We start from the raw sequence: 12,572 nt of genomic DNA, 5'->3' as shown, positions 1-12,572 counted from the left end.
ACAATGTTTCGATATAGAATATATGTTCCATTTTGCTAGATCGACAGGCATGGCGTGTCAAGCGATTTGACGTCGCGCAGGGCAGCCGAAATCACGGCTCCGGAGGGTGTCGGGGAGATGGCCGTTCGGCTTAAAATGCCCCGTTACAAGCCGGGCAGCCAGCGCAGCCAATCAGGCGGCGACGGGCTCCGATGCGGGATTTTGCGGAAGAGCGTAAACTTCGACCGGGGTTTCGAGGCCGCGCAACAGCCAAGGGCCCAGACTTTCGAACCCGGTCCCGTTGCCAGCCATGCGCACGAATTCTTCGGAGAAGAGAACGTTGCGCCCGGTTTCCTTGGTCAGCGTCTCAAGCCGCGATGCGATGTTGACGGCGGGTCCGATGACGGTGAAATCAAGCCGGGTTTTCGAGCCGATATTGCCGTACATGACATCGCCGACGTGAACGCCGATGCCATAACCCAAGGGGTCATGGCCTTTTTGCCGGTTGATCTCGTTGAGTGCGATCAGGCTCCGTTGCGCCCTGGCAATGGCCTTCAGGAGGTTTCCGCAAGCGTCCGGGTTGCTGAGCGGGAAGATCGCCAGCAGCCCGTCGCCCATGAATTTCAGGATTTCCCCGCCAAATTCCTCGATCGGATCACACATGGCGTCGAAATAACCGTTCAGAAGCTCGATCACATCGTCACGCGGCCATAGATCGGAAATATGGGTGAAATTGCGCAGGTCGCAGATCAGGATTGCTGCTCCCACCGTCATGCCGCTGCCGCGTGTCGTGGCGCCGTTCAGGATTTTTTCGCCCGCATGTGGTCCCACATAGGTTTCCAGAAGGGTGCGTGTCATCCTGTTCTTCAGGCGTATCTCGCTCACCAGCGCGAGCGCGGGCAGGAGGTTTTTCAGCGCGACGATCTCCTCGTCGGAAAAGCCGCCGGGGCGATCGCTGGAAAACGATGCGACGTGGCGTTTGCCGAACGTGTGCTCGATAGGCCAGGCGCAATAATCCGTCAGCCCTTCCGACCGCAGCTCCTCATAGATCGTGTAACCTGTTTCGTCGATGGCGTCGACGTTCAGGCGATGCCGGATTTCGCTGGCGCCCTGGTGAATGTCCCTGATCGGGCTGTTGAGATATTCGGGGGTGTTTTCCGAGCCGTAGCCATAAGTGACGATCTCGGCTTCGGACATGCCGGCTTTCCATAAAATCCGCGCGCCCAGCCATTGCGGATGGCGGATACGGAAAGCCAGAACGCCGCGCGCCACCGAAATTCCGCTTGCCCGCAAGCGGTTGCAAAGCTCCACGAAGATTTCGTCGATGAAGCGTTCGTCCTTGGTGCCGGTGACCAGCCAGTCGAGAGTCTCGGTTTTCTCCGCCGGCCACAATTCAGCCAATGCTGAAGAAACCCGTTCTTCGGTGTCGAGCGTAAATGTCATGGCAGGATTCCGGAGGTTGTTGCTGCTCTCGGCGGGCGGGATACATGTCGAATGTCGCTGAACGTCCCCGCTCGCGAATTGCATGTGGTGCCGGATAACGAAAATGTTAAGGGAGCGGATGCGGAAAATGTTCCGAAAGAACCGGCAGCCTCCGGGCTGCGTGCGCCGCCTCGATGTTCCCGGGAACATCTTCCCGGCGGCGCTGAGATTTTTCGTGATCGATAGGAAAGATCAGATAACGGTTTCGACCGGAATATGCAGCGCGGCGGCAACACGCCGGATGCGCAGGGGATCGCTGTCCGTGCCGTCTTCCAGGGCACGTATTTCGCTCGTGGTGAGGCCACAGGTCACGGCAAGCTGCTCGATCGTATAGCCGGCAAGATTACGCGCTGCCAGGACCTTTTTGGCGAAAGGAGCATCGGTTTCGTGATCGGAATCGGGTTGTGAAACTGAAATTGTCATTATTGCATCTCCCTGATGATGGACACTTAAATGCGGGCGGCAGAGAAAAGTTGCCGGGCCGAATGCGACCGCGTTGCCGGAGAAGAAATCGGTGTTGCAACGCAGCGAGGAACATAGCCGCTTCGTTGACCTACGCAATAGTTAAATTTTGTTAAGATTCGTGATCGTCGAATTGACGAGGCACGTTTCCATGCGAAAGCGGCTGCGAAACGGTCCTTTTTACCTTCCGGATCGTCTGCAAGGGGCCGCTACAGCATGCCCCAGGCGCGGAAACGGCCGCGACCGGTAACCTCCCGCAATTCCAGCTGGTTGGCGAGGCCGATTGCGCCCTGTGGCGTAGTGCCGAGTTCCTTCACGATCATGGCTGCCGAGACCACAGGGCGGGAGACGACCAGTTCCACGAGTTCGGGCAATCGCGAAGAGGAACGGCGGCCGGCCAACTTGCGCATCATCCGCTCCCGCGCATGGCTCAGCCGGTCGTGTTCCTTCATGCTGGCCAGCGCCGCCTCATAAAAACTGTCGAGAAGTGCGAGGATGCGCTGTGTCTGGTTCCTGGCGTGCCGCCGCTCCCGCGGGATGGCACGAAGACCGGCGCTCAGGGCCGGCAGGTGATTGGGCGTGACAGCGCCATCGCGCAGAAAAGCCGAGGCCAGAAGCCGCCCAAGCCAGGGGCTGCGCTGGAGCACCTCTATCATGTTCCAGGAATCAAGCAGGATGGCGGTGCGCAGAATTGCTGGCAGTTCCTCCGTCCGCGACTGCACGTCCCACCATTCTTTCAGCCGTTCGTCTTCGTCCCAGTCAGGCTCGTTGATGAGCGCATGGCTTTCCTCCCTGTGCATCGACGGAAGCGCGTTTCCCGTGGTGATCGCATCGAGCGTGGCTGCGCTTCGCGCCAGAAGGGCGTCGAGTTCGGAAAAAGCGCCGTCCAGCGATGTCTCAGCCTCATGTGCCTCCTCACCCGCAGGCTGATCGACGGTCTGCCGTGCGGGTAGCATCTCTTCGGCGGCGGGCGACGCCCTGCCGCGCAGCCGGGAAAGACCCGGTGCAGTGAAAGCCCAGCCGGCCGCATTGGCAAAGATCAGCCGCCGCGAGCGGAGGATTCGGTGTGCCGCCGTCATTTCATGGCTTGGCGCACGCACATCCATATGGGCGTCATGCAACACGAGGTCTTCCATGTGCACGAGTTCGCCGTCCACCCACATGGAGGAGATGGCGTCGGTGAAATCCTGCCTTTCGATGAAGCCCTGTTTCATCGGCGATCGGCTTATCCGCTCGTCCAGCCGCGCCAGCGCTTCGCCCGCGCGGGCGGCGGCGATGAGGACCTTTTCGAGCTGGATGTCGGATATGTCGTAAATCATTGATATATTTTAGTTTGAGCAAGCGCGGCTTACAAGGCGCTTCAAGGTCGTCCAGTTTTCCTTCGATGGTTTCTGCCCAGCAATCGTGATAAAAACGGGTGGCGAAAATGCCGGGGAGGAGGAAGTCTTTCAGACGCCACGGCTGCTTTTTCAGCAATATTGCAACGCGGTATAAACTTGCGCATCGCAGCTTGGCGGGTATATACCCTCGACAGGAGCGACAAATTATCACACCTTCCGTTCGCCCTTCCATCTCCAGACGAAGATGAATTGGAGTCAACCCGTGAATATTATGGCAAATGGTCCCGCCGCCGCGCCGGACCAGAAAACCCGTTTGAAATCCATTATCGGCGGATCGGCGGGTAATCTCGTCGAATGGTACGACTGGTATGTCTATTCGGCTTTCACCCTTTATTTCGCGCCGGTGTTCTTCCCCTCGGGCAATCAGACGGCTGAACTCTTGAGTGCCGCTGCCGTTTTTGCCGTCGGATTTCTGATGCGGCCCATCGGGGCCTGGTTCATGGGCACCTATGCAGACCGCAAGGGCCGCAAGGCGGGTCTGACCCTGTCCGTCACGTTGATGTGTCTCGGTTCGCTGCTGATCGCGATTACGCCCGGCCACGAAACGATTGGCATTGCCGCCCCCGCCATTCTGGTATTTGCAAGGCTGCTGCAGGGCATCAGCGTTGGCGGCGAATATGGCGCAAGCGCGACTTACCTCAGCGAAATGGCCGGCAAGAACCGCCGTGGTTTCTTCTCCAGCTTCCAGTATGTGACGCTGATTTCCGGCCAGCTCCTTGCGCTTGCCGTTCTTCTGGTATTGCAGCGGGTTTTGACCCCAGAGCAGCTCGGTTCCTGGGGCTGGCGGATTCCCTTCTTCATCGGCGGCCTTCTGGCCATCGCGGTATTTTATATCCGACGGGGCCTCGCCGAGACCCAGTCGTTCGAAAACGCCAAGACCGGCGCCGCCGACAAGCCGAAATCCAGCGGATGGGCGCTTTTCAAGCATTATCCGAAGGAAGCGCTGATGGTCATGGCGTTGACGTCGGGCGGCACGCTCGCCTTTTACGCCTACACCACCTATCTGCAGAAGTTCCTCGTCAACACCTCGGGCTTCAGCAAGGAAAGCGCCACGGAAATTACCACGGCGGCGCTTTTTGTCTTCATGCTGTGTCAGCCGCTTGCCGGTGCGCTGTCGGACAAGATCGGCCGTAAACCGCTGATGGTGGGCTTCGGCATTCTGGGAACGCTGTTCACCTATGTCATTTTCAGCACGCTTTCGACCACAACCGATCCGATCATGGCTTTCGGCCTCGTGCTGATCGGCCTGCTGATCGTCACCGGCTATACCTCGATCAATGCGGTGGTGAAGGCGGAAATGTTCCCGACCCATATTCGCGCGCTCGGCGTGGCGTTACCTTATGCGCTGGCAAACACCATATTCGGCGGAACGGCGGAATTCGTCGCCCTGAAGTTCAAGCAGATCGGCCACGAGAACTGGTTCTTCTGGTATGTGACGATCATGATCGCGTTGTCGCTGGTGGTTTACGTGAAGATGCGCGACACGCGCGACCACAGCCATATCCACGAAGACTGATCGGCTTACACAAAAACCAGCAAAGCCCCGCCCTTCCGGCGGGGCTTTTTCTTTTTTGCGTTCAGGCGGCTTCGTTAGGAATGATCACGCGGGCTTCAAAACCGTCCTGCTGACCTTCTGCGGGAGAGGAAAGCACCAGTTTCCCGCCGGTCTGTTCCACCAGGCTTTTGACGATGGCCAGACCTAGCCCGGTGCCGTCAGCCGTAGACTGGCCTCTGGTGAAACGTGTCGTCAGCTTGGGCAACAACACCGGATCGACGGTCGGCCCGGCATTTACGACGCGGATCGCGCCGTCTGTTTCCGCAATCACCTGCACGGGGCTTTTCGGCGGGCTGTGAATCAACGCATTTTCGAGAAGGTTGCGGATGATGATACCGAAGGCATCCGGACCGATCCTGCCGGACAGGGCGCCTTCACAGCGATTGGTGAAGCGGATGCGAGACGCCCCTATCGCCGTCCTGCTCATATCGTCGATAACGAGTTCGAGCACGGGGATGAGATCGCTTGTCTTATCCGTGAGCCCGATCCTGGCTTCAGCCCGGGACATCTGAAGCAGTTTCTCAGCGAGGTGGGCGAGGTGCTGCAGGGATTTTTCGATGTTTTCAACGCGTGGCGCAAGCTCCGGGGGGATATCGGCGTGCAGCCGCTGCGCCTGCGCCAGCGCACCGGCAATCGGGGTTCGCAATTCGTGGGCGCTATTGGCGGTGAATTCCCGCTCGGCGTCGATTGTCGAGCGCAGCCGCCCAAGCAGCAGGTTGACCGATCGCGCAATGGGGTGCAGTTCGGGCGGGAAGGGTTGAGTTGCAAGCGGCGCGAGATTGCCGCCGTCCTTCTTGCCGATTTCGTCGCGTAAGGTTTGCACCGGCTGAAGCGTTCGCCGCACGACGACGATGACCGCAAAAATGCTGGCAGGAATGAGAATGAGCACGGGCAAAACCAGCGCGGTGCCTGCCTCCACGATTGCCTCGCGGCGATTTGCGAAGGCATCGGCGACCTGCAGGAAATAGTTGCCGTCGGGTGAGGCGACCGTGAAGATGCGCTGCGACGATGTTTCTGAAAAACCGGGGTCGAGAGAGACTTCGAAAGGCTCCGTCGAACTGTCATGCGAATGCAGCACGACCTGGCCTTCTCGGTCGCGAACCTGATAGGTCAGATATTCCGCTCCCTCCGCCGACTGGTTGAGTTTCTGCGCGGCCGGCGCGGTATTGTTCTCACGCAGGTCGTCGAGCAGAAGCGGCAGCAGTCTTTCCGCGGTTTCCTCGAGACCGGCATCGAAAATCTCAGCGAACTCGTCCTGCATCACCATGACGCCCAAACCGCAGGCGAGAAGCCATGATATGGCGACAACGCTGGTCAGCGCCATCACGAGTTTGCGGGTCATGCTGGTCGGTCTGGCCATCTGTATCTGCCTGGGGTTCGTCTATTTGATCGTGTAGCCAACGCCACGCACCGTCTCGACGCGGTCATGGCCGATTTTCTTGCGCAGCCGGCTGATATAGACTTCGACCGTGTTGCTCTCTATTTCCGCGCCGAATTCGTACAGGGTGTCGTGCAGCTGCGCTTTCGAGACGACTGCGCCGGGATGCTCGACCAGTTTCTCCAGCACGGCCCATTCGCGGGCGCTGAGCGTCTGCGCCGTGCCATCGACCGTGATGTTGCGCGCTACCTGGTTGATCTCGATGCCGGGCAGGCGGATGACGGGGGCGGAACGCCCCTCGTAACGACGCGAGACCGCCAGCATGCGTGCTGAAAGTTCGTTGAGATCGAAAGGCTTGACCAGATAATCGTCCGCGCCGGCATTGAGCCCGGCAATCCGGTCGGAGACCTGGTCATGCGCCGTCAGAATGATGACCGGCGTGGCGTCGTCGCGCTTGCGCAGGCTTTGCAGAAGGGTGATGCCCTCGCCGTCAGGCAGTCGCATGTCGAGCAGGATCAGGCCGTAACCCATCGTCAGCGTCGCCGCCATGGCGTCGCCCAGCGTCTTGAACCAGTCGACAGCGTGACCCGCCGCGGCCACATGGTCCCGCAGCGCCTCCCCCAGCACATGATCGTCTTCAACAAGCAGAACCCGCAAGACAGCTCCCTCTATCGCGTCGTCTTGCGTATCTTGTTCTCCGGATAAGCGTCAAGCACTGTCTGTTCAGCTCGTCCGGCGTTGGGTACAGCCGCTGAAGACATCGAGCGAGGGATCGTAGACCGAGGTGGAGACGTTCATCATTCCAAGGATGCTGTGGAAATAATTGTCGTGCGAGCGCCCGCCCTCTGACGCGCTTTTCGCAAGGCAGGCCTTGTCCAGTCCCATGGATTTGGCAAAATCGTCATCGAACCACACGAGAAACGGCACATGGGTCTGCTGGTCGGGCGCGAGGAGATAGGGCGCGCCATGCAGGTAGACGCCGTTTTCGCCAAGCGACTCGCCGTGGTCCGAGGCGTAGATCATGCCTGTTGCCAGCTTGTCGGAACGCGCCTTCAGCTTGTCGATCACGGTCGAGAGGAAGTGGTCGGTATAAAGAAGCGTGTTGTCGTAGGAGTTGACGATTTCGGCGTCGCTGCAATTGCCAAGCTCGGCGGTGCGGCAGTCCGGCGTGAACTTGCGGAACTCGTCGGTGTAACGCAGGTAGTAGGTCGGACCATGGCTGCCCATCTGGTGCAGCACGATGACACTATCCTTCTTGACGTTATCGAGCCAGGCGTCGAGCTTGTCGAAAAAGATGTCGTCGCGGCATTCCCCGCCGGTGCAGAAGCGGCTGTCATTGGTGGAAGGCAGGTCGAAATAGGGGATACGGTCGGCGACGTCCTTGCTACCGGTATTATTGTCCAGCCAGGTCGCGCTGACCCCTGCATGGACGAGGACATCCATGACATTTTCATTCGCAAGCGCCTTCTTGTGGCTATATTGCGAGCGCGTGAATTGCGAGAACATGCAGGGAATGGAAATCGCCGTCGCGGTGCCACAGCTCGTTGTGCTGGGGAAATAGACCACATCGCGCTTCTTGAGCTCCGGATTGGTTTCCCGCCCGTAGCCATTCAGCGAAAAATTCGCCGCGCGGGCAGTTTCGCCCGCAACGATGACGGTAATGCGTGGCTTATGCACGTTACCCAATGCGGGCAGGACTTTGGCGTCCTTGCCGATTGGGCTGACTTGAATATCGACTTCCTTGCCGGCCTGCGTGAAATAATGCACCGTCGACATGATCGGTGACAACGGATTGACGCTCTTGACGATATCCTTGTGCTGGCGAATGGCGGTGGTGAAGGTCTTGGAGTTGGCGAAGCTGATGATGCCGGTTATGGCAAGGCAGACCAGGATGCTGATCGTGTTCCACAGAAGCTTGTCGAGGATCGGCCGATGCCGGATGCGGACGGCGACGACGACGAGGGACGGCACCAGCCCGTAAATCGCCATATGCCAGAGAAAGCCGGGCGTGATCAGATTGCCCGCTTCCGCCTGCGTCGTCTCCATGGCGTTGCGGATCATGTCGCTGTCGATGACGATACCGTAGCGATCCATGAACCAGGACGACGCCGCCGCCGCGAAGATCAGGACGATCAGAAACGGCCTGAGGAGATATTTGGCGGAGAAAATCGTGATGAGCGCGCCGAAAAAGGCGATCATGGCAACATAGAGCGCGACGATGGCGACCGGATAGGCGGAAAGATAGGTATGAACCTTCGACCAGAATGTCCGGTTCGTGAAAAACAGGAGATAAGCCGCCGTCAGCAGGCTCAGCGCCACGCTGCCGATTTCCGGACGATAAGTTGTTGTTCCCGTCGCTTTCGCGGTAAAAAGAGCCACTGCCAGATCCACCAAATTTTCGATAGGCCGGCGGCAATGACAAGCGAGCGCAAACGCCCCTTTCCGGTTTGCCGCATGGGCCGGTCAATGGCGCATGCAGGATTTTGCTGACATCAACCTGAAAGCTTGTCATGAAAGTGTCATGTTGCATGGCATTGCCTCCATAGTGTGTGTGGCGCTGTTGCCGCGGAAAGACCATCAGTTGAGCCCGACAATGCCGGTTGCGGTGGTGCGCGTCGAAAATATCCGCGTTGCGCGGACCGGCAGCAGGCTGCCGGCGGGCAGGTTCTGGAAGGTCACGGTTGCCCCGGAAAGCACAGTCAGGCAAAGATGTCCGCCATTGCCCACATAGATCGCGCGTGTGGCGCAAGGAAGCGGCTTTGCATCGTCCGGAACGACGTCAAAGGCGTGGGAAGCCGGTGATTCGAGGCCGGCGGCGTAGTGGTCGTAAATCTCAGCCATTGCTGTCTCCCATAAATCGAAATCTGTCGCGATTATGCAGTGGGCCGGGGCGGCGGGGAGATGCGGGGAAGGAGATTTTTTACCCCGGTCGCCGGAACGACGTCCGGCAGGCAGCCATCTGCCCGGCAATCCGGGCATTGCGGCGCACCGTCGTCGCTCGATCAATGCCGCGCGACGGAGGGCGGCCGATTTTTCGTCCCCGGCGAACAAGGTGCGACACGGATATTTCCCTCCACGCGGCTCAATTGCGGGCGTGGAGAATGAAGGCCCTGACGGCGGGGGAGGCTTCGGTTTTCCGGTGGGCGATGGCGAGGTCCGACGTCGTGGCGCTTGCCGCAAGCGGCACATAGCGCACGCCGGGCAACCGCAGGCAATCAAGCGAGCGCGGCACCAGCGCAACGCCAAGGCCAATGGCCACCATGCTGACAATGGTCGTGTAGTCCCTGCCTTCCGGGCTGATTGCCGGCTGGAACCCGGCTTCGTTGCAGGCCTCGATGGTGTTGTAATGAAAGCCGACATCCGGCGGCTGTCGCGGCGTGATGAAGGCTTCACCGGAAAGATTTTTCAGATCGACCTGCGGGGCAAAAGCCAAAGGATGGTTTTCCGGCAGCGCTGCCATCAAGGGCTCCCGCAACACCACGTGGGTTGTCACACCTTCCGGAACAGGGGCGGGCGGGCGGATAAAGGCGAAATCCAGATTGCCGTCGGCAATCCTGGCCAGTTGTAGCCGCATTTCCATCTCGATCAATTGCAGCTCCACATCGGGATGGGAGGCGCGGAAACTGGCGATCGACTGTATCATCAACCCGGAATAGGCGGCGGAGGCGACATAACCGATGGAGATGCGCCCGGTTTCGCCGCGGCCGACACGCTTCAGCGTTGCAAGCGTCGCTTCGGCATTCGAAAGGATTTTCCGGGCATCCTCGTAAAGAAGCTGGCCGGGCATGGTGAGCTTCACGGACCGCCTTGTGCGATCAAGCAACGGCATGCCGACGATCTGTTCAAGCGCCATGATCTGCTGGCTCAAACCCGGCTGGGCAATGCCGAGGCGGGCAGCGGCGCGCTCGAAATTGCGCTCGTCCACCAGCGTGGTGAAATAGCGCAGATGCCGCAGCTCGAACGCGTCAGCCCGGTTCGCCGGTTTTCTGCCCATTGTCAGCGCCTTTTTTGGCAGGTTTTGAATAATTCCAAACTATTATGGAGAGAGATTTCATAATCAAAAATTATGAAAAAATCCAGTTTCACTTATTGGATCGAAATCCACACCTTGCGTAATAAGATGACTTTAATTCTCCAGTAAATGACTGCCTATGGCTGGTGCGGGTGACGAGGGATTTTGGCGTGCAGGGAAAAACCAAACACATTTCCATTCTGGCTGGTGGCTGCGCCGCCATTGCTTATGTGGCGTTCCTGGCCCCGGCTTCCGCCCTTGCTCAGGACGCCGGAACCACGGTGCTGCAGACCATCACCGTTGACGGCGCGAAAAATCAGGACCCCAAGGCGCCCGTGAAGGGTTATGTGGCAAAAACCAGCGCCAGCGCCACCAAGACAGGGCGATCCCTGATCGAGACGCCGCAACCGGTATCCGTCATCACCAGAGATCAGATGGATGCGCAGGATGTCCGCAATCTCGGCGAGGCGCTGAATTACGTCCCGGGGGTGGTTGCGCAGCCGTTCGGCGCCGATCCGCGTTTCGACGCGCCGCGCATTCGCGGCTTTCAGGGGAATCAGCTGCAGTTCCTCAATGGTCTGCGGTTGATGCGGACGGCCGGTGCGCCTTCTTTTGAGGTCTACGGTCTGGAGCGCGTGGAGGTCATTCGCGGGCCCGCTTCCGTGCTCTACGGGCAGGGCAATCCCGGCGGCCTTATCAATCTCAGCAGCAAACGGCCGACCTTCGAACGGTTCGGTGAAGTCGGTGCGCAGATCGGCAGCTTCGATTATTATCAGTCGATGTTCGATATTGGCGGCCCGGTGGCGGATAGCGACAGTTTCGCCTATCGCCTGACCGGCCTTGCGCGCAACGCCCATGCCCAGACGGACAATTTGCAGAACGACCGTTATTTCATCGCGCCGGCTCTCACATGGCAGCCGGACGAGGATACGAAGCTGACTGTTCTTGCCTCCTATCAGCACGACAATCCGAGTTCGCCCTCCGGCCTGCCGCCGGCGCTGACCTATTTCAGACCCGGCAATATGCTGGACCGCAGCTTTTATGTCGGTGATCCGTCCTTCGATACATCAAACCGCAAGTTCACCAATATCGGTTATGAATTCGAACACCGCTTCGATGAGACTTTCACCTTCCGTCAGAATGCGCGTTACTCCAATTTCGACTGGTCCTACCGCGCGCTCGGCATGTCTTCGACCAGCGGCGGCATGATAGGCAATCTCATCCGTCGCAATGCGACGTTCCAGGACGAGCTGCTGAACACCTTCAACATCGACAACAGCCTCCAGGCGGATTTTTCCACGGGGCCGATCGATCATACCCTGCTTGTCGGGCTGGATTACCGCTATTTCGACAATAACGTCAAAACCGAGTTCTGGGCCGCAACGCCGCTCAATCCCGTCAATCCTGTTTATGGCGGGCCGATCAGCCTTACCGCGCGCACGCTTTATGCCGATGTGAAGACCGATATTTCCCAGATCGGCCTTTATGCGCAGGACGAGATGGCGATCGAGAACTGGCGCATTACTGCCGGCCTGCGGCAGGACTGGGCAAGCACCAGCGGCACGACCTTCAATGGCACCACCTATCGCACGCTCGACAAGGATGACCACAAGCTGACCGGTCGTGTCGGCGTCAGCTATCTGTTTGATGGCGGAATCGCGCCCTATGTCAGCTATGCAACCTCCTTCGAGCCGGTGCCGCAGCCGGCCGTCGGTGATGCGCCAAAACCGACCACCGGTGAACAATGGGAAGCGGGTGTCAAATACCAGCCGGAAGGTTTCGACGGTTTCTTTTCGGCGGCGATCTACGATCTGAAACAGAAGAACGTCACAACGACGGTGGGTGGCGTGACGCAGCAGATGGATGAGGCGAACGTGAAAGGCCTAGAGCTTGAAGGCGTTGCAAGCCTTGTCGACGGGCTCGACCTGCGCGCGGCCTATACCTACATGGACAGCGAGGTCTCCGGCCGTGTGAATAATGAGAACGAGCTTGATAGCACCCCCCGGCACGCCGCCAGCCTTTGGCTCGATTACACCTTCCCGGAAGATACCGCGCTCGAAGGTTTCGGCGTCGGCGGCGGTGTTCGTTACGTTGGAAAACGTTATGGCGATGCCGCCAATACCTTTGAGATGAAGGGGCTCGCCCTGCTCGATCTCGGCGTGCATTACGAGAAGAACGGCTACCGCGCCTCGCTTATGGTGCAAAACTTGACTGATAAAGAATATATTTCTAGTTGCTCCACTTTCGGATGCTATTACGGTGACGGAAGAACGGTCATGGGCAAGCTGACCTATCGTTGGTAAC

General features: G+C 58.9%; 10 protein-coding genes. 2 read left to right on the top strand and 8 right to left on the bottom strand.

Annotation, left to right across the window (positions count from 1 at the left end):
• Positions 1 to 171: 171 nt before the first annotated feature.
• The 3 genes from AGR2A_RS18940 to AGR2A_RS18930 form a co-directional block, all read right to left on the bottom strand.
• The gene (locus tag AGR2A_RS18940; protein WP_037090563.1) at positions 172 to 1,422 is read right to left on the bottom strand and encodes an adenylate/guanylate cyclase domain-containing protein; all 1,251 of its coding nucleotides are present in this window, start codon (positions 1,420 to 1,422) and stop codon (positions 172 to 174) included.
• Positions 1,423 to 1,653: 231 nt separating this feature from the next.
• A complete protein-coding gene (locus AGR2A_RS18935; RefSeq protein ID WP_004437583.1) occupies positions 1,654 to 1,884 on the bottom strand; it encodes a helix-turn-helix domain-containing protein in 231 nt (76 codons plus the stop codon).
• Positions 1,885 to 2,132: 248 nt separating this feature from the next.
• Positions 2,133 to 3,242 carry an RHE_PE00001 family protein gene (locus AGR2A_RS18930; RefSeq protein ID WP_037090564.1) on the bottom strand — a complete coding sequence of 370 codons (1,110 nt, stop codon included), beginning with the start codon at positions 3,240 to 3,242 and terminating at the stop codon, positions 2,133 to 2,135.
• Between the two features lie 292 nt (positions 3,243 to 3,534).
• Between AGR2A_RS18930 and AGR2A_RS18925 the strand changes: the two genes are divergently transcribed.
• Positions 3,535 to 4,839, top strand: a complete 1,305-nt coding sequence (locus AGR2A_RS18925; RefSeq protein ID WP_037090565.1) for an MFS transporter — start codon at positions 3,535 to 3,537, stop codon at positions 4,837 to 4,839.
• A 61-nt stretch (positions 4,840 to 4,900) separates the two neighbouring features.
• On the opposite strand, the gene AGR2A_RS18920 is transcribed toward AGR2A_RS18925, so the two are convergent.
• The 5 genes from AGR2A_RS18920 to AGR2A_RS18900 all read right to left on the bottom strand — a co-directional run bounded on the left by AGR2A_RS18920 (position 4,901) and on the right by AGR2A_RS18900 (position 10,250).
• The gene (locus AGR2A_RS18920) at positions 4,901 to 6,238 is read right to left on the bottom strand and encodes a sensor histidine kinase (protein ID WP_037090566.1); all 1,338 of its coding nucleotides are present in this window, start codon (positions 6,236 to 6,238) and stop codon (positions 4,901 to 4,903) included.
• 21 nt (positions 6,239 to 6,259) lie between these two features.
• On the bottom strand, positions 6,260 to 6,913 hold the full coding sequence (locus AGR2A_RS18915; RefSeq protein ID WP_004437591.1) for a response regulator transcription factor: 654 nt from the start codon (positions 6,911 to 6,913) through the stop codon (positions 6,260 to 6,262).
• Between the two features lie 66 nt (positions 6,914 to 6,979).
• Positions 6,980 to 8,647, bottom strand: coding sequence for a phosphoethanolamine transferase (locus tag AGR2A_RS18910; protein ID WP_037090567.1), 1,668 nt, complete (start codon positions 8,645 to 8,647; stop codon positions 6,980 to 6,982).
• A 186-nt stretch (positions 8,648 to 8,833) separates the two neighbouring features.
• Positions 8,834 to 9,097, bottom strand: a complete 264-nt coding sequence (locus tag AGR2A_RS18905; RefSeq protein WP_022563408.1) for a spike base protein, RCAP_Rcc01079 family — start codon at positions 9,095 to 9,097, stop codon at positions 8,834 to 8,836.
• A 241-nt stretch (positions 9,098 to 9,338) separates the two neighbouring features.
• A complete protein-coding gene (locus tag AGR2A_RS18900; protein WP_037090568.1) occupies positions 9,339 to 10,250 on the bottom strand; it encodes a LysR family transcriptional regulator in 912 nt (303 codons plus the stop codon).
• A gap of 188 nt (positions 10,251 to 10,438) precedes the next feature.
• Here AGR2A_RS18900 and AGR2A_RS18895 point away from each other — a divergent pair, with 188 nt between their 5' ends.
• Positions 10,439 to 12,571 (top strand): TonB-dependent siderophore receptor, encoded by a 2,133-nt coding sequence (locus tag AGR2A_RS18895; RefSeq protein ID WP_037090570.1) that lies wholly within the window; start codon positions 10,439 to 10,441, stop codon positions 12,569 to 12,571.
• Position 12,572 lies beyond the last annotated feature (1 nt).

Source organism: Agrobacterium genomosp. 2 str. CFBP 5494, assembly GCF_900013495.1.
Taxonomy (GTDB): domain Bacteria; phylum Pseudomonadota; class Alphaproteobacteria; order Rhizobiales; family Rhizobiaceae; genus Agrobacterium; species Agrobacterium pusense.
Note: the sequence above shows the minus strand (reverse complement) of the source record. Positions and strands in the feature narration are given on the sequence as shown.

Bases quoted from the DNA above. Each gene is read 5' to 3' on its own strand.
- AGR2A_RS18940 (WP_037090563.1), bottom strand. From the start codon at position 1,422: ATGACATTTACGCTCGACACCGAAGAACGGGTTTCTTCAGCATTGGCT.
- AGR2A_RS18935 (WP_004437583.1), bottom strand. From the start codon at position 1,884: ATGACAATTTCAGTTTCACAACCCGATTCCGATCACGAAACCGATGCT.
- AGR2A_RS18930 (WP_037090564.1), bottom strand. From the start codon at position 3,242: ATGATTTACGACATATCCGACATCCAGCTCGAAAAGGTCCTCATCGCC.
- AGR2A_RS18925 (WP_037090565.1), top strand. From the start codon at position 3,535: ATGGCAAATGGTCCCGCCGCCGCGCCGGACCAGAAAACCCGTTTGAAA.
- AGR2A_RS18920 (WP_037090566.1), bottom strand. From the start codon at position 6,238: ATGGCCAGACCGACCAGCATGACCCGCAAACTCGTGATGGCGCTGACC.
- AGR2A_RS18905 (WP_022563408.1), bottom strand. From the start codon at position 9,097: ATGGCTGAGATTTACGACCACTACGCCGCCGGCCTCGAATCACCGGCT.
- AGR2A_RS18900 (WP_037090568.1), bottom strand. From the start codon at position 10,250: ATGGGCAGAAAACCGGCGAACCGGGCTGACGCGTTCGAGCTGCGGCAT.